Genomic DNA, 16,510 nt, shown 5'->3' on the forward strand with positions numbered 1-16,510 from the left:
CCGCCGGGCCCGCCCACGACGGGATCAAGCCTGACCGCCCAGAGTGGGCGGGCCCGGCGGAACCCCAACCCCCGGGCGGAACCCCAACCCCCGGGCGGAACCCCAACCCCCGAGCGGGAAGGCGAAACGAGAGCTACTTCTTACCGCCCTTGCCGTCCCCCGTGTCAGAGGTGGACAGCGCGGCGATGAAGGCCTCCTGCGGCACCTCCACCCGGCCGACCATCTTCATCCGCTTCTTGCCTTCCTTCTGCTTCTCCAGCAGTTTGCGCTTGCGGGAGATGTCACCGCCGTAGCACTTGGCCAGCACGTCCTTGCGGATGGCCCGGATGGTCTCCCGGGCGATCACCCGGTTCCCGATCGCCGCCTGGATCGGCACCTCGAACTGCTGCCGCGGGATGAGCGCGCGGAGCTTCGCGGCGATGTTCGTGCCGTACGCGTACGCCTTGTCCTTGTGGACGATGGCACTGAACGCGTCCACCGGCTCGCCGTGCAGCAGGATGTCCACCTTGACCAACTCCGACGCCTGCTCGCCCGAGGGTTCGTAGTCGAGGCTGGCGTAGCCCTTGGTACGGCTCTTGAGCTGGTCGAAGAAGTCGAAGATGATCTCGGCGAGCGGCAGCGTGTACCGCAACTCGACCCGGTCGGCGGACAGGTAGTCCATCCCGAGCAGCGAGCCGCGGCGGCCCTGGCAGAGTTCCATGACCGCGCCCACGTAGTCGTTCGGGGTCAGCACGGTGGCCCGGACCACCGGCTCGTACACCTCGGCGATCTTGCCGTTGGGGTACTCGCTGGGATTGGTGACCGTGACCTCCGTACCGTCATCCTGCACGGCCCGGTAGACCACGTTCGGTGACGTGGAGATCAGGTCGAGGCCGAACTCGCGTTCCAGCCGCTCCCGGATGATCTCCAGGTGCAGCAGTCCGAGGAAGCCACACCGGAAGCCGAACCCGAGCGCTCCCGACGTCTCCGGCTCGTAGCTGAGCGCCGCGTCGTTGAGTTTGAGCTTGTCCAGCGCTTCCCGCAGGGCCGGGTAGTCGGAGCCGTCGATCGGGTAGAGGCCCGAGTAGACCATCGGTTTGGGGTCCTTGTAGCCGCCGAGCGCCTCGCTCGCCGGCCGCGAGTTGATGGTGACGGTGTCACCGACCCGGGACTGCCGGACGTCCTTCACCCCGGTGATCAGGTAGCCGACCTCACCCACGCCCAGCGCGTCGGCCTTCTGCATCTCGGGCGAGATGACGCCGATCTCCAGCAGTTCGTGCACGGCGCCGGTGGACATCATCTTGATCCGGTCCCGCGCCTCGATCCGGCCGTCGATCACCCGGACGTACGTCACCACGCCGCGGTACACGTCGTACACCGAGTCGAAGATCATGGCCCGGGCGGGCGCCGTGGTGTCCCCGACCGGCGGCTGGAACTGCCGGACGATCTCGTCGAGCAGGTACGGCACGCCCTCACCGGTCTTGCCGGAGACCCGGATGCAGTCGCTCGGCTCGCAGCCGATCAGGTGCGCCAACTCCTCGGCGAACTTGTCGGGTTGGGCCGCCGGCAGATCGATCTTGTTGAGTACCGGGATGACGTGCAGGTCGTTCTCGAGGGCCAGGTAGAGGTTGGCGAGCGTCTGGGCCTCGATCCCCTGCGCCGCGTCGACCAGCAGCACCGCACCCTCGCAGGCCGCCAGCGACCGGGACACCTCGTAGGTGAAGTCGACGTGGCCGGGGGTGTCGATCATGTTGAGGACGGCCGCTTCGCCCCGCCGGTCCCCTTCGCGGATGGTCCACGGCATCCGGACCGCCTGGCTCTTGATCGTGATGCCGCGCTCGCGTTCGATGTCCATCCGGTCGAGGTACTGGGCGCGCATCTGCCGCGGGTCGACCACGCCGGTGAGCTGCAACATCCGGTCGGCCAGCGTCGACTTGCCGTGGTCGATGTGGGCGATGATGCAGAAGTTCCGGATGGCACCGGCGGCGGTGGCACCGGGGGCGTACGCGCCGGGATCGAGCGTCGGTGACACAGACGGTCCGTTCTGTTCGGCTGATGGGTGCGGTCTTCTCAGGGCCCCTCCATGCTCCCACGCCGTTGGCACTGATTACTCCAGCGGTGGCTCCAGGAACAGATCCGCCAGCCGGGGAAGCCGAGCGCGCACCTGGTCGGGGTCGTCGAAGTCCCAGAAATCGGCCACGTCCGGGCGAACCACCGGCTGCTCCGGCGGCGGCAGCTCGGTGGCGGTGGCCCGCCGGTGTGCCTCGCGGGCGACATCGAGCATCTCCGGCGACCAGAACTCCTCCCCGCTGACCGCCGCCTGCCGCACGGCCGGCAGGTCGGCCAGCGAGTCCGGCTCGGCCACCGCGCGGGCGAAGACCTGCCGCCCCTGCGCCAGCAGCCAGCCCCGGAAGGAGTCGAAGTCGTCGTGCGAACACCCGCCGTTGATCAGGTACGCCGCGCCCCACAGGTCGGCCTTCTGCGAGGCCGCCAGCACCCGGTCGAGGTGCCGACCCCATCCGACGATCTCCGTCACGTCCCGCTCGGCCAGCCGCGCGGTGGCCCGTACCGCGATGGCGCCGGCCTGCCCGTCGTCGCCCGCGCGGGCCCCGTCGATCAACGCCCAGAAGTCGTCGGTCCTCATGGCGGCAGTCTGCCACCAGCGACCGACACCGGATCGGCGCGCTACCGCCGGCGATTGACGGCGGATCGGCGCGCTACCGCCGGCGCCGGACAGCGGATCGGCGCGCTACTGCCGGCGCCGGACAGCGATCGGCGTGCCAGGCTGGGCGGGTGACCCGAGCAGAGCAGTCGCCCGGCGCGGAGCCGACGGCGCCCGTCGATCCCACGCCCCGGCGCTGGGCGGACCTGCCGGCCGAGCTGCGGGCCGGCGTCGCGGACCGGCTGGGCGCCCCGATCCGCGCCGCGCGCCCGGCCACCGGCGGCTTCACCGGGGGTGTCGCCACCGTCCTGGAGACCGAGGCGGGCGAGCTGGTGTTCGTCAAGGCCAGCCGCGCGGACCGGCCGGCGGCCGGCACGTACCACCGGGAGGCGGCGATCACCGCGGCGCTGCCGGCCGGCGTCCCGGCGCCGCGCCCGCGGTGGACCGCCAGCATCGCCGGGTACGTCCTGCTCTGCCTGGACGGCATCGACGGTGCACCGCCGGTCTCGCCGTGGCGGCCGGCCGACCTCACCGCCACCCTCGACGGGTACGCCCGCGGCGCGGCCGCGTTGGCCACGCCACCGCCCGAGCTGACCGCCGTCGGCCTGCCGTGGCTGGCGCACCTGGCCCGGACCGATCTGGGCTGGTGGCGGGAGGTCGCCGAGGGTCGTGAACCGGTGCCGCCGGTGCCGGCGCCGGCCCGGGCCCGGATACCCGAGCTGGCCGCCCTGGAGAGGCTGCTGCCCGGGTACGCCGAGACGGACGTCACAGTGATCCATGGTGATCTGCGGGCCGACAACGTCCTGCTGGACCGGACCGGCGCGGTCTGGTTCTGCGACTGGACCTGGGCCTGTCACGGGCCGGCCTGGTTCGACCTGGTCGGCCTGCTGATCGGGGCGTACGCCGACGGGCTGCCCACCGACGACCTCCTGGCGACGCATCCGGCCAGCCGATCGGCGCCGCCCCGCGCGGTGGACGCCGCCCTCGCCGCCCTGTCCGGCTACCTGCTCACCGGCGCCGATCCGGGCACCGGTGCCCCGCCGCGGCTGCGCGCCCACCGGCTGTCGACCGGTACGACGGCGCTGACCTGGCTGCTCGACCGGCGGGGCTGGCGCTGAGGTGGTTTTGGCCCCTCCCCGCCCACCTGGTAACCTGGCTCTTCGCGCGTGGAGACGAGACATCGCCGGCGCGGCGATGGCCTCCGGCGCATCGTAAGCAGACCAAATCGAGCAACCAGGACGAGGCTGTCGCGTGGCGAACATCAAGTCCCAGATCAAGCGCAACCGGCAGAACGAGAAGCGCCGGATGCGGAACAAGTCGGTCAAGTCGTCGCTGAAGACCGCCATCCGGAAGTTCCACGAGGCGAGTGAGTCGGGCGACACCGCCAAGGCAACCGAGCTGATGCGGTCGGCTGCCCGGCAGCTGGACAAGGCCGTCAGCAAGGGCGTGATCCACGCCAACCAGGCGGCCAACCGCAAGTCGTCCATCGCCAAGCGCCTGGACAAGCTCTCCGCCTGACGGACAGCGCACCGACCACCCCCGATCGCCAGCCGGCGGCGGGGGTGCTTGTCGTACCGACCTCGCTGCCTGCCGTGGGTCAGCCGTAGCGCCGGCCGCCCCGCCGGGTCCGTTGCCCGGTCCGGCCGATGACCAGACCGTCCCGCCACCGGGTACTTCCGCGCCGCTGGTACGTCTCCGCCGGTCGTTCGTTCCGGCCTGCCGCACGGCCGGCTGTCGGGTCCGGGCCGGCGTCCCGGCCAGGGTCCGGTGCCATCGGCGGCGGACCCAATGCCCGGGTGGCCACCGGGGCGTCCGGCGAGCGGGCGGGCAGCGCGAGGGGAACGGACGCCCGGCCCACCGCCGGGGTCAACTGCCGGCGGAACCGCTCCCGTTCCCGCTCCGGCACCTTCGCGGCGGAGCGCAGCACCGCGGAGGCGACCTCGTCGTTCACCTTCACCATGAGGGCCACGGCGAGGGGCAGCAGCAGGATCATCCACCAGCTGACGAGTTCGGCGAGGGCGAGCAGCAGTGCGAGGATGACCGACCCTTCGAAGAAGGCGAAGCAGAGCAACCCGCCGGGGTTGACGTGCCGCAGCCCCAGCACCCGCGAGTAGAGCGGTCGGGTCCGCTCCTCCGCCCTGGACAGCGCCAGGCCCGTCCCGCCCGGCTGCTGCCACGGCAGGCTCTCGTCCTCGACACCCCTCATCGTCCCGCGCCTCCCCGCCGACCGCCGCCGGTGGTCGCTCCCGTGCGGGTGCCGCCGCCGTCGCCACCCGCGCGGCTGGCGCCACCCGCACCGCTGGGTCCACCTGCGCTGTTCCGGGCGCCGGCGACGGCGAACACCGCCCGTTCCAGGGCGTATCCCCGATCGTCCGCTCCGCCCTTCACGGCCGCGTTGCACTCCGCCGCCGCGTGCATGGCGCTCGCCAGGCCCTCGGCGGTCCAGCCCCGGCCCTGCCGCTGGGCCCGCTCGATCTTCCAGGCCGGCATGCCGAGGCCACTGGCCAGCTGGTACGGGCTGCCCCGACCAGCCGAGGCGACCCGGGCGACCGTGCGGATCCCGTCCGCGATGGCGTCGGCGATGGGCACCGGATCGACGCCGACGTGCAGCGCCCAACGCAGCGCCTCCAACGCGCCCGGTACGTCCCCCACCATCGCCGCGTCGGCCACGGTGAATCCGGTGACCTCGGCCCGCCCCCGGTAGTAGCGCGCCACCGTGCCGGGGTCGATCCTGCCGTCGGTGTCCGCGACGAGTTGCGAGCAGGCCGAAGCCAGCTCCCGCAGGTCGTTGCCGACCGCCGCGAGCAGTGCCTCGGCGGCCTCCTCCGGGCAGCGGCCACCCGCGCGCTGGATCTCCGCCCGGACGAAGGCAACCCGGTCGCGGTGCCCCTTGAGCCGACCGGCCGGTACGACCGTGGCGCCGGCCGCCTTGAGACCGTCGGCGAACGCCTTGCCCTTGGCGCCGCCCAGGTGGGTCACCACCAGGTGGACCTCCGGATCGGGATTGCCCGCGTACGCCAGCAGCGCGCTGACCAGGTCCTTGCGGGCGTCCTGACCGGAGCGCAGCACCAGCACGCGGCGACCGCCGAACAGAGACGGGCTGAGCATCTCGGCGATCTCGCCCGGGGTGAGGGATCCGGCCGCGTACTCCCGGACGTCGGCGCCGGGATCGATGCGGCGGGCCGACGCGACGGCCTCCTCCACGGCGCGGGCGGCGAGCAGTTCCTCGTCGCCGAGGACGAGCAGCACGGGGGGGAGTTCGGTGCCGGTCATCGCGTCATACTCGCACGCGGTACCGGCGTGTCGTGCCTGGTCAGTTCATTGTCAGTGGCCATCCCCGCAGTCAGCGCAAATACCGGCATTTTTCTTTAATCACCCTTATCTCTTCTTCTCTCCGGCCGGCCAGCCCCGGGCCGTCACCGCCGGCCGGGCCGCCCGTACGGACACCGCCAGGTCGCCGTCGAGGTCGGTCCGCAGCACCCGGGCACCCCGCTGACTCAACCGGCTCAGCACACCCGGGTTGGGATGACCGTAGTCGTTGTCCGCGCCGACCGAGACCAGTGCCACCGCCGGACCGACCCGGTCCAGGAATTCCGGTTCCTGGTACGGCGAACCGTGGTGGGCCACCTTGAGCACGTCGGCGCGCAGGTCGGCGGGGGTCGAGCCGCCGAGCAGCAGCCGCTGCTCCTCGGCCTCCGCGTCACCGGGCAGCAGCAGCCGCAACCCACCGGTCTGGACGAGCAGGACCAGCGAGTTGTTGTTCGGATCGGACCGGGTGCCGCGCAGTGGCGGCGCCGGGCCGGCAACCGACAGTCGCACGCCGCCGACCAGCAGTTCGGTACCCGGCAGCGCCGTCCGCGGCGACAGCCCGGCCGCCGCCGCACCACCGACGACCAGCCGGTCACCGGTCACCGGCTCGGCCCACCCGGGCACCAGCACCGCGCCGACGCGGCGACCCCGGAAGACCCCCGCGACGCCCCCGACATGGTCGAGATGGAAGTGGCTGAAGACCAGCAGCGGCACCTCGCGGACGGCCAACCGCCGGAGGCAGCGGTCGACGGCCACCGGCTCGGGTCCGGCATCCACCACGATCGCCCGGCCCGGGGCGACCGACAGGACCAGCGCGTCGCCCTGACCCACCGCGCAGGCGACCACCAGCCAGCCGGGTGGGGGCCAGCCGGTCGCCACGATCCGGACCGGCAGCGCGCCCAGCAGCGCCGCGACCGCGACCACCGCGACCAGCCGGCGGACCACCGCCCGGCGTGCCGCGACGAGCAGTGCCACGGTCGCCACCGCCAGCAGCAGCGCTCCGGGCATGCCACCCGGCCAGGGCAGGGTGCCGGCCGGCAACTGGGCGCCGAGCCGGGCGACCAGCACCAGCCAACGGGCCGGCCAGCTCGCCAACCAGGCGGCGAACTCGGCGGCGGGAAACCACACCGGGGACAGCACCGCCGCCGCCACGCCCAGCACCGTGGCCGGGGCGATGGCCGGCACCACCAGCAGATTCGCCGGAACGGCCACCAGGCTCACCGTGCCGGACAGCCCGGCGATGACCGGCGAGCAGGCCAGCTGGGCCGCCGCCGGCACCGCGACCGCCTCGGCGAGACCCGCCGGCACGCCCCGGCGGAGCAGCCCGGCCCGCCAGGTCGGGGCGAGCAGCAACAGGCCCGCCGTGGCCAGGGTGGACAGCGCGAAGCCGGGGTCACCGGCGAGGTCGGGGTCGAACAGCACCAACGCCGTGACCGCCGCCGCCAGGGCCGGTACCGCCGCCCGGGGCCGTCCGCCGGCCAGCGCGAGCAGTGCGACGGTGCCCATCGCGGCGGCGCGCAGCACGCTGGGTGACGGTCGTACCAGGATCACGAACCCGACAAGCGCGAGCCCGCAGAGTGCGGCCGCCAGCCGGGGACCAGCCCGCGCCCAGCGGGCAGCCCCGAGCACGAGCCCCAGCACGATGGCCACGTTGCTGCCGGAAACGGCGTTCAGGTGCGTCATCCCGGTGGCCCGGAAGTCCTCGGTCACCGAATCCGGCAGCCGGCTCGTATCCCCCACGACCAGTCCCGGCAGCAACCCGCCGGCTTCGTCCGGCAACGGCGCGCAGGCGGCCTGCAGGCCGGCCCGGAGCCGACCGGCGGCCCGCTGCGGCCATGACGGTGGCCCGAGCAGCGTCGGCGGCTGGTTGGTGGAGAGCACGGCGGCGGTCAGGTCACCGCCGCGCGGGGCGAGCAGTCGGCCCACCACCAGCGCCCGTTGGCCCGGCAGCACCTGCCGCCAGCCCGGATCGGCACCCAGCAGGACGATCCGGACCGGGGCAGCCACCCGGCCCGCGTCAGCCCGGTCGGGCCGCAGCCAGCGCAGGCGGGCGGACACCAGGTAGCTGCCCGGCCGGCCCGCCGCCCCGGGCAGCGGTCGCGGATCGTCCCGGATGGTCACCTCGGCGGTCGCCCGTTCCCCGGACCGGACCGGGTCGGCCAGGGCCGGCGCGTCCCGAACCGCGAGCCGGGCGGCGGTCCCGGCCGCCCCGGAGGCCACCCCGAGCAGCACCGCGATCGTGATCAAGCGACGGGACGCAACCGCCGGACCGGACCCGGCGGGACGGCGAGTACCGGCGAGCAACAACCGGCCGGGGCGGCGCGGGCCAACGAGTGACAGGCCGGCGGGACGGCGGAGGCCGACGAGCAACAGGCCGGCGGCCGGGACCCCGCCGGCGACGGCGAGGGCGACCGGTGCCGAGCAGTGCAGCGCGACAAACGTCGCGACCCAGGTGCCCACGGCGGTCCCCGCGAGACGGAGGTCCGGGGGCGACCGGTCCGGCCCGGTGGCGCTCACACCGTCACCAGGTCCTTCAGGTCCTCGTAGCGGGACTCCCCGATGCCGTCGACCTGGCGCAGGTCGCTGACCGAGCGGAACGGGGTCTGCTGCCGGTGCTCGATGATGTGCTGCGCCAGCACCGGCCCCACGCCCGGCAGCGCGTCGAGTTGGGCCAGGGTGGCCGTGTTCAGGTTGACCTTTCCGGCCGGGCCGGCCGGGTCCGCCGCGCCCGGCGCACCGGGCACGGGTTGACCCGCGACGGCGGGTGGCGGTGTCACGCCCACCGCCACGAGTTCGCCGTCGGTCAACCGGCGGGCCGGATTGAGCAGCGCCACGTCCACCCCGGGCAGTGCGCCACCGGCCGCCTCGATCGCGTCCGCCAACCGGGCGCCGGCCGGCAACCGGACGAGCCCCGGGCGTCGTACCCGGCCGGCGACCGCGACCACCACCTCCGTTCCACCGCCGGTGGGCCCGGTGCCCGGAGTGTCCCCGCCGGATGCCGGTCCGGTGTCCGACGCCGCGACCGGCGCCGTCGGTGCGGCGACGGACCGGACCGGTACGGGATCGACCGAGGGTCGCGCCCGCCAGGCCCACAGCCCCGCGCCCAGCGCGACGAGCGCGGCCACCACCGCCAACGCCCGGACGCCCCGGCGACCCGGGTCGAACACCGAGCCACCGAGCCGGCCGGTGAGCGGGGCGGGATTCGCCACCCCGGTGGCGGGAACCGGCTCGTCCTCGTCGGCATCCCGATCACCCGGACCGTCCTCGGGGGGCCAGTCACGCACCGGATCAACACCGGGCACCGGGGCGACGCCGCCGGCTCGGGCCGGATCGCGGTGTCGGTCACCGCCGCCGGCCCGGGGCCACTCGGGCGAGGTGGGCGCGACGGGCCACAGTGGACCGAACGGGTCGGCGGCGCGTGTCGGTCCACCGCGTCCCGGCACACCGGGCGGTGGCGGCCCGGCAGGCGGGTCGGCCGGTTCCGATACCACCGGGTGCGGGAGGATCAGCCCGAGCCGCCGCCGCACCCTCGTTTCGTCGTCGGACACGAAACGGACGCTAGGCGCTCGCCGGTCGGTCCGGGCCGGTCGCGACGAGGGCTGTGGACAACCGGGCGCCCTGTGGAAAACACCCTGATCTTGTGCTCGTGTGCTATGCCGACATTCCCCGGGCGGCGGAACAGATGTCGGTCACCAGCACGATCCGAAACGGCTGGCCGGAGGTGCGACCCGGCTCTCCTCAGCCGCGACGGTGCACGACGACGCAGGCCAGGCCCGGTCCGACGTGCGCCGCGACGACGGCGCCGGCCTCGGTGACGTACCGGTCGCACAGCTGGTCGCCCAACCGCTCGGTCAGGGCGGCGAGCAGGTCCGCCGCCCGCTCGGGTGCGGCCACGTGATGCACGGCCACGTCCACCGGGCCATCGGCCGCGGCCTGCACCGCCAACTCCACCAGCCGGGCCAGCGCCCGGCTGGTGGTCCGCACCCGGTCCCGCAACGCCAGCGCGCCGTCGGCCACGTACAGGATGGGCTTGACCGCGAGCGCGGTGCCGAGCAGCGCGGACGCCGCGTTGATCCGGCCACCCCGGCGCAGGAACTCCAGCGTGTCGACGTAGAAGAGGGTCGTCGTCCGGTCGGCGGCGGTGACGGCGGCCTGCCGGACCGCCGCGACATCGCCGCCCCGGTCGGCGGTGGCGCCCGCGGCCAGGGCGGGAAAGCCGAGACCCATTCCGGCGGACCGGGCATCCACCACGGTGACCCGGTCCCCGAACTCGTCGGCGGCCAGGGTCGCCGCCTCGACGGTGCCGGAGAGCTTGGCGGACAGGTGAACCGACACCACCCCGTCGGCGCCGCCGTCGAGCAGCCGCCGGTACGTGTCCGCCAGTTCACCGGGCGCGGGCCGGGACGTGGTGACCGTCACCCGGCGCTCGCCCAGGGCCCGGGCCACGTCCGCGGGCGACACCTCGGTGCCCTCCCGCCCCTCGTCACCGTTGACGACCACGGTCAGCGGCACCACTGTCAGCCGGTGCGACAGTTCGGCCGGCAGGTACGCGGTGGAATCGGTGACGACCGCGACACGCATCCCGGAACCGTATCGGATCAACGCCGGCCATGCCCATCACCGGGAGGATCGGCGCGGGTCAGCCGGTGGACGGCACCGGCCGTGGCTCGAGCGGGCCGAGGTTGTGCGCCCGCAGCGTCCAGCCGCGGATCGCGTCGTGCCGCAACTCGGTCCAGTGGCAGTTGCGCAGGCTGCCCAGCGACCGCAGCACCCCCGGCCCCCAGCCGAGGATCTGGCCGCAGCCCTGCCGGGCGGCCCCGCCGTGGGTCGCCACCACGATCGTGCCACCCGGCGTGGCGTCGGCCACTTCCTGGAGGGCGGCGCCGACCCGTTTGCCCAGGTCGTCGGTGATCTCGACCCCGCAACCCGGATCCGGGTCACCGGACCGCCAGGCGGCGTACTCGGTGGGGAACCGCTCGGCCACCTCGCCGAGGGTGAGTCCCTGCCAGCGGCCGAAGTGGCGTTCCCGAAGCCTCGGGTCGGTGTGGACGGGCAGCCCGGTCAGGGCCGCGAGCGCGTCCGCGGTGTCCCGGGCCCGGCGCAGGTCGCTGGCCACGATGACGTCCGGGCGCAGCGCGGCCAGCAGCGGCGCCGCCGCCCGGGCCTGCTCCCGGCCCAACTCGTTCAGGACCACGTCGGTCTGTCCCTGGACCCGGTTGCCGGCGTTCCAATCCGTGTTGCCGTGCCGCCAGAGGAGCAGCCGGGTCATTCTCCCCGACCCGCCGGGGTGGCCTCGGCATCGACAAGGTCCCGGTCGACGAACGGGACGGTCGGGCAGTCCTTCCACAGCCGGTCCAGCGCGTAGAACTCGCGCTCCTCGGTGTGCTGGACGTGGATCACCACGTCGACGTAGTCCAACAGGACCCACCGGCCGGCCCGCTCGCCCTCGCGCCGCACCGGCTTCGCCTTGTCGGGCAGGTTGACCAGGGCTTCCTCGATGGCATCGACGATCGCGCCGACCTGCCGCTCGTTCGGGGCAGAGGCGATCATGAAAGCGTCGGTGATGGCCAGCCGGTCACCGACGTCGATGATGACGATGTCCTGTGCCTTCTTGTCGGCGGCGGCCTGCGCGGCCGCCATGGCCAGCTCTTGGGCGCGCTCGGGAACTGCCACCATTCTCCTTCGATCTGACGTACGAGGCTTCAAGCCTCTCACACGGCGACGGTGGATGCCTTCCCGAATTCGTCCGTTTGCTGCCCCGCCGTTCGCTATGGCCGCTGATAGAGGTGCCGCTTGGCGATGTACTGCACCACACCCTCGGGCACCAGGTACCAGATCGGCTTGCCCGCGGCGACCCGGGCGCGGCAGTCGGTCGAGGAGATGGCCATGGCCGGCACCTGGACCAGGCTGATCGCGTCATCCGGCAGGTGCGCGGCGGACAGCTCGAAGCCCGGCCGGGTCACCCCGATGAAGTGCGCCAGCTCGAACATCCGCTCGGCGTCCTTCCAGGAGAGGATCTTCTCCAGGGCGTCCGCGCCGGTGATGAAGAACAACTGTGCCTTGTGGCCGTACTCGACCCGGATGTCCTGCAGCGTGTCGACCGTGTAGGTGGGACCCTTGCGGTCGATGTCCACCCGGCTGACGTGGAAGCCCGGGTTGGAGGCGGTGGCGATGACCGTCATCAGGTAGCGGTCCTCGGCCGGGGTGACCCGCGCGTCCGCCTTCTGCCACGGTTGTCCGGTGGGCACGAAGACGACCTCGTCCAGCCCGAACCTGTCGGCCACCTCGCTCGCGGCCACCAGGTGGCCGTTGTGGATCGGATCGAAGGTCCCGCCCATGATCCCGACCCGCCGGATGTCCTCCTCCACACTGTGATCGTATGCCGGGTTCCCAACGGATTTTCCGCGACCCGTACCCCCGCCGGAACCCGCCGGTCAGCGGGCCGCCAGGGCCCGCCGGAGGTCGTCGTCGGCGTCGACCACCGCGCGCCGGACCCCGGGCGGCAGGTCGTCCCGGGCCAGCAGGGCCGCGGCCAGTTCCCGGGTCCGCGGCGCCACGGCGTACCGGGGGAAGGCCGCCGTCGCGATCATCTCCGCCACCCAGGGGGTACGCATCGACGTCATCGCCGGCAACTCGGCGAAGTACCGCTCGACGTAGGGCTCGACCAGTGCGACCTGCTCGGGCTGCCAGAAGCCGGTGGCGGTGTGTTGCAGGATCCGGTTGGACGCCGTGGTGTCCTCGGCGATCAGCCGCCACGCGCGGTCCTTGGCCGCCACGTCGGGCAGCGCCGCCCGGCAGTACGCCGCCCGCTGCTCACCGCTCGCGGTCCGGTCGCCGGTCAGCTCCGCGTCGATCCGCGCCTCGTCGGCGGCGCCCAGCACCGCCAGCCGGTCCAGCAGCTCCCAGCGCAGGTCGGCGTCCAGTGAGAGACCCTCGGGCAGCCCGTCGCCGGCCAGCCAGCCGGACAGCAGACCGATGTCGGCGGTTGCCCAGACCAGGCCGTGCGCGGCGGCGAGCTGGATGGATCCGCCGGCCTTCGCCGCCGCGAGAGCCCGGGACCAGGCATCGGCCACCTCGTCCAGGGCCCGGCGCCGGGCCGGGACCGGAAGATACCTGTCGAACAGCGGACGGCTCAGCCGGAACACGCCCTCCAGCAGCACCACCTCGGTCTCGACCGGCAGGGCCGCCGAGAACAGCGGCACCAGATCGGTGACCGGCCGCTCGGCGTCGCGGACCACGTCCAGCGTGGCGGACCAGAGCAGCGCCCGGGCCAGCGGGTCCGCGACCGTCGACAACACCTCCGGTACGGCGTCCGCCGAGGCGGCGTCGAGGCGTACCTTCGCGAAGGTCAGGTCACCGTCGTTGGGCAGCAGCAACCGGGCCGCCGGCGCACCGGCCAGCTCCGCCACCACGGTACGACCGGCCGTGGCGGCCGGGTCGAGGTCCAGCTCGACCCGGCGGCGCAGCCGGGTCCCCCCGTCGACGGTGTCGTACAGGCCCAGCCCGATCCGGTGCGGGCGCGGCGCCGGGTCGCCGGACGGCGGGACCCGCACCACCGCGACCTCGGCGTACCGGCCGTCGGCGGTCAGCTCGGTCTCGACCCGCAGGGTGTCCACACCGGCCCGACGCAGCCAGGCCTCAGCCCAGTCCGCGAGGTCGCGACCGCTTGCGGTGCCGAGGGCGGCGAGCAGGTCGGCCAGGGTCGCGTTGCCGAACCGGTGCGTCGCGAAGTGCTCCCGCAGGCCGGCCAGGAACACGTCGTCGCCCAACCAGGCGACGAGTTGGCGCAGCGCCGAGGCGCCCTTGGCGTACGAGATGCCGTCGAAGTTCACCAGCGCCTGCGCGCCGTCGAGCACCTCGGACGGCGCCACCGGATGGGTGGAGGGGCGCTGGTCGGCGGAATACCCCCAGTTCTTGCGGACCATCGCGAACTTGGCCCAGGCCCGGTCGAACCGGGTGGCGTCGGCGGTGACCCGGGTGCCCAGGTACTCGGCGAACGACTCGTTCAGCCACAGGTCGTCCCACCAGCGCATGGTGACGAGGTCACCGAACCACATGTGCGCCATCTCGTGCGCGATGGTGGTGGCCCGCAACTCCCGGTCGCTGTCGGTGACGGCCGACCGGAAGACGTACTCGTCGCGCAGGACGACCAGGCCCGGGTTCTCCATCGCGCCCTCGTTGAAGCCGGGCGCGAAGATCTGGTCGTACTTGCCGAACGGGTAGCGCACCCCGAACAGCCGGTGGAACTCGTCGAAACACCGTTTGGTGATCGCGAAGATCTCCTCGGCGTCCGCGTCCAGGTGCCGGGCCAGCGAACGCCGGCAGTACAGACCCAGCGGGATGCCGTCGTGCTCGTCGCGGATGACGTGGTACGGGCCGCCGATCAGCGAGACGAAGTAGGTGGCCAGCGGTTCGGTGCGGGCGAACTCCCAGCGGCCCGGCTCCGGCCGCGCCACCAGGGCACCGTTGCCGGCCACCACCCAGTCCTGCGGGGCGGTGACCCGCAGCGTGACCGGCGCCTTCAGATCCGGTTGGTCGAAGGCCGCGAAGATCCCCTGCGCGTTGTCCAGGAAGGACGTCGCGTGCAGGTACGTGCCGTCGTCCGCCGGGTCCGTCGCGCGGTGCAGCCCCTCACCCGTGTTCGTGTACGCCATCGTCGCGGCCACGGTGAGGGTGTTGTCCGCGGCCAGCCCGGTCAGCGGGAACCGGTTCCCGGTCAACGCGGCCGGATCCAGGTCGGCGCCGTTGAGGCGTACCTCGTGCAGTTCGACCGGCCTGACCTCGACGAAGGTCTCCGTTCCCGGCGCGGCTCGGAACCGGATCGTGGCGACGGACCGGAAGGTGTCCGCCGGCCCGGTCAGGTCGAGGTCGATGTCGTACGAGTCGACGGACAGCGCCGCGGCGCGCTGGGCCGCTTCAACACGGGTCAGGCTCGGCATCCGCCTATCCTGCACGATGGAGACATCGGTTCCCAGCCGGAGCCGATCGCGTGATGGAGGCAGCCACATGCCGCAGCACCCCAAGGGCGACTTCGACCTGTCCCGCGCCGTCTGGCAGCGGGCCGACGGCGATCCGTCGGAGGAGGCGGTCGAGGTGGCCTTCGTCGACGATCTCATCGGGATGCGCAACTCGGCCGACCCGGACGGTCCGGTGCTGGTCTTCACGCAGGCCGAATGGGACGCCTTCGTCGCCGGCGCCCAGGACGGCGAGTTCGACCTGGAGTGAGCGCCGCGCGTTCCCCGCGAACGGTTCGCGCTGGTACCGTATGGGTGTGCGGATGACCACCACCGGTCTGTGGCGGGCGCCCTAGACGGGCGGCCCGCACTTCCGCGTACCCGTGTCGAAACGGCCGCCCGAGCATCGGGCGGCCGTTTCGCACATCCACCACCCGGTGCCGGTCGGCCCTCGTACCCCGAGGAGCCCACGATGACCGTGACCACCGCCCCGACCACCCGACTGCGTCGGATCACCGGCCTCACCCCGAGCGGCCACCTGCACATCGGCAACCTGATCGGCGCGATGGCACCGATCGTCGCCGGTCAGCACGATCACGAGACGGTGGTCTTCCTGGCCGACCTGCACGCGATGACCACCCGGCACGATCCGGCGGCCGTCCGGGCGAACACGCTGGAACAGGCGACGCTGCTGCTCGCCGCCGGGGTCGACCCGGATGTCACGCTGTGCTATCCGCAGTCCCAGGTGCCGGCGCACACCGAACTGCACTACCTGCTGGAGTGCACCACCGGGGTCGGCGAGGCCCAGCGCATGATCCAGTACAAGGAGAAGTCCGCCCGGCAGCGGCACGTCCGACTCAGCCTGCTCACCTACCCGGTGCTGATGGCCGCCGACATCCTGCTGCACCAGGTCCGCGAGGTGCCGGTCGGCGAGGACCAGACCCAGCACGTGGAGTTGGCCCGGGACGTCGCGCTGCGGTTCAACAGCCGGTACGGCGAGACGTTCACGGTTCCCGTGGCGGTGCGTCCGCCGGCCGCGGCCCGGGTGATGGACCTGACCGATCCGACGTCGAAGATGAGCAAGACGGCCGAGTCGGGCGCGGGCACACTGTTCCTGCTCGACCCGCCGGACACGCTCCGCCGCAAGATCATGCGGGCGGTCACCGACTCCGGGAGCACGGTGGACTACGACCGGGTCGAACGGCCGGGGGTGGCCAACCTGCTGGAGATCCTGTCGGCCTGCGTGGGCCGGCCACCCGCCACCCTGGCCGGGGAGTTCGACTCGTACGGCCGACTCAAGGCCGCGGTGGCGGACGCGGTGCTGGCCGTGGTGGAGCCGATCCAGGCGCGGTACGCCGAACTGGCGAGCGACCCGGAGCACGTCCGAGGTCTGCTGCGAACCGGCGCCGAACGAGCCCGCTCCGCAACCGCCAACACCATCCAAACAGCCCGCTCCGCCATCGGCCTACTCGACTAACCCCCTCCCCCGCCCCTTTCCCTCCCCCCTCCCCTCCGCCCCCCGCCTCCCGCCCCTTCCCCGTTGATCATGAAGTTAGCGGCGTTTTTGATCTCCAAAACGTCCGTCAACCTCATGATCAACGGGGAA

General features: G+C 73.1%; 14 protein-coding genes and 1 pseudogene. 4 read left to right on the plus strand and 11 right to left on the minus strand.

Translation table 11 applies throughout. From position 1 onward, the window contains the following. Positions 1–133 precede the first annotated feature (133 nt). Together lepA and ACXN5W_RS23065 are read right to left on the minus strand one after the other, a co-directional pair. Positions 134–2,011: a translation elongation factor 4 gene (lepA, locus tag ACXN5W_RS23060; RefSeq protein ID WP_473160438.1), complete on the minus strand. Its 1,878-nt coding sequence runs from the start codon at positions 2,009–2,011 to the stop codon at positions 134–136. Between the two features lie 75 nt (positions 2,012–2,086). After that, complete coding sequence (locus ACXN5W_RS23065) at positions 2,087–2,623, minus strand: DUF4240 domain-containing protein (protein ID WP_473160439.1); 537 nt, start codon at positions 2,621–2,623, stop codon at positions 2,087–2,089. A 149-nt stretch (positions 2,624–2,772) separates the two neighbouring features. Between ACXN5W_RS23065 and ACXN5W_RS23070 the strand changes: the two genes are divergently transcribed. Together ACXN5W_RS23070 and rpsT are read left to right on the plus strand one after the other, a co-directional pair. After that, positions 2,773–3,759 carry a phosphotransferase family protein gene (locus tag ACXN5W_RS23070; protein WP_473160440.1) on the plus strand — a complete coding sequence of 329 codons (987 nt, stop codon included), beginning with the start codon at positions 2,773–2,775 and terminating at the stop codon, positions 3,757–3,759. Between the two features lie 133 nt (positions 3,760–3,892). Then, entirely contained in the window at positions 3,893–4,159 is a 267-nt protein-coding gene (gene rpsT / locus ACXN5W_RS23075; protein ID WP_473160441.1) for a 30S ribosomal protein S20, read from the plus strand. Positions 4,160–4,238: 79 nt separating this feature from the next. Here the strand turns inward: rpsT and ACXN5W_RS23080 are convergent, their stop codons facing one another. The 9 genes and pseudogenes from ACXN5W_RS23080 to pepN form a co-directional block, all read right to left on the minus strand. After that, positions 4,239–4,847 (minus strand): hypothetical protein, encoded by a 609-nt coding sequence (locus ACXN5W_RS23080; protein WP_473160442.1) that lies wholly within the window; start codon positions 4,845–4,847, stop codon positions 4,239–4,241. Positions 4,848–4,960: 113 nt separating this feature from the next. Next, a pseudogene (gene holA / locus ACXN5W_RS23085) lies at positions 4,961–5,914 on the minus strand (DNA polymerase III subunit delta); the annotation flags it as partial. A 105-nt stretch (positions 5,915–6,019) separates the two neighbouring features. Further along, entirely contained in the window at positions 6,020–8,467 is a 2,448-nt protein-coding gene (locus ACXN5W_RS23090; protein WP_473160443.1) for a ComEC/Rec2 family competence protein, read from the minus strand. Beyond that, on the minus strand, positions 8,464–9,252 hold the full coding sequence (locus tag ACXN5W_RS23095) for a ComEA family DNA-binding protein (protein WP_473160470.1): 789 nt from the start codon (positions 9,250–9,252) through the stop codon (positions 8,464–8,466). The genes ACXN5W_RS23090 and ACXN5W_RS23095 overlap by 4 nt, the downstream gene beginning before the upstream one ends. Positions 9,253–9,688: 436 nt before the next feature. Beyond that, on the minus strand, positions 9,689–10,531 hold the full coding sequence (locus ACXN5W_RS23100) for a DegV family protein (RefSeq protein ID WP_473160444.1): 843 nt from the start codon (positions 10,529–10,531) through the stop codon (positions 9,689–9,691). A gap of 58 nt (positions 10,532–10,589) precedes the next feature. Continuing rightward, on the minus strand, positions 10,590–11,219 hold the full coding sequence (locus tag ACXN5W_RS23105; protein ID WP_473160445.1) for a histidine phosphatase family protein: 630 nt from the start codon (positions 11,217–11,219) through the stop codon (positions 10,590–10,592). Next, on the minus strand, positions 11,216–11,623 hold the full coding sequence (gene rsfS / locus ACXN5W_RS23110; protein WP_473160446.1) for a ribosome silencing factor: 408 nt from the start codon (positions 11,621–11,623) through the stop codon (positions 11,216–11,218). The genes ACXN5W_RS23105 and rsfS overlap by 4 nt, the downstream gene beginning before the upstream one ends. Before the next feature lie 95 nt (positions 11,624–11,718). Beyond that, positions 11,719–12,318 carry a nicotinate-nucleotide adenylyltransferase gene (gene nadD / locus ACXN5W_RS23115; protein ID WP_473160447.1) on the minus strand — a complete coding sequence of 200 codons (600 nt, stop codon included), beginning with the start codon at positions 12,316–12,318 and terminating at the stop codon, positions 11,719–11,721. Positions 12,319–12,384: 66 nt separating this feature from the next. Continuing rightward, positions 12,385–14,889, minus strand: a complete 2,505-nt coding sequence (gene pepN, locus ACXN5W_RS23120) for an aminopeptidase N (RefSeq protein ID WP_473160448.1) — start codon at positions 14,887–14,889, stop codon at positions 12,385–12,387. A 67-nt stretch (positions 14,890–14,956) separates the two neighbouring features. Between pepN and ACXN5W_RS23125 the strand changes: the two genes are divergently transcribed. Continuing rightward, positions 14,957–15,175, plus strand: a complete 219-nt coding sequence (locus ACXN5W_RS23125) for a DUF397 domain-containing protein (RefSeq protein ID WP_473160449.1) — start codon at positions 14,957–14,959, stop codon at positions 15,173–15,175. Positions 15,176–15,376: 201 nt separating this feature from the next. Beyond that, on the plus strand, positions 15,377–16,381 hold the full coding sequence (gene trpS, locus ACXN5W_RS23130; protein WP_473160450.1) for a tryptophan--tRNA ligase: 1,005 nt from the start codon (positions 15,377–15,379) through the stop codon (positions 16,379–16,381). Positions 16,382–16,510: the final 129 nt, after the last annotated feature.

The sequence above is a fragment of the Plantactinospora sp. A48 genome, assembly GCF_055793945.1.

Excerpts from the sequence above, each read along its gene's own strand:
- ACXN5W_RS23065 (WP_473160439.1), bottom strand. The coding sequence starts at position 2,623 with ATGAGGACCGACGACTTCTGGGCGTTGATCGACGGGGCCCGCGCGGGC.
- ACXN5W_RS23080 (WP_473160442.1), bottom strand. The coding sequence starts at position 4,847 with ATGAGGGGTGTCGAGGACGAGAGCCTGCCGTGGCAGCAGCCGGGCGGG.
- ACXN5W_RS23100 (WP_473160444.1), bottom strand. The coding sequence starts at position 10,531 with ATGCGTGTCGCGGTCGTCACCGATTCCACCGCGTACCTGCCGGCCGAA.
- ACXN5W_RS23105 (WP_473160445.1), bottom strand. The coding sequence starts at position 11,219 with ATGACCCGGCTGCTCCTCTGGCGGCACGGCAACACGGATTGGAACGCC.
- pepN (WP_473160448.1), bottom strand. The coding sequence starts at position 14,889 with ATGCCGAGCCTGACCCGTGTTGAAGCGGCCCAGCGCGCCGCGGCGCTG.
- ACXN5W_RS23125 (WP_473160449.1), top strand. The coding sequence starts at position 14,957 with ATGCCGCAGCACCCCAAGGGCGACTTCGACCTGTCCCGCGCCGTCTGG.
- trpS (WP_473160450.1), top strand. The coding sequence starts at position 15,377 with ATGACCGTGACCACCGCCCCGACCACCCGACTGCGTCGGATCACCGGC.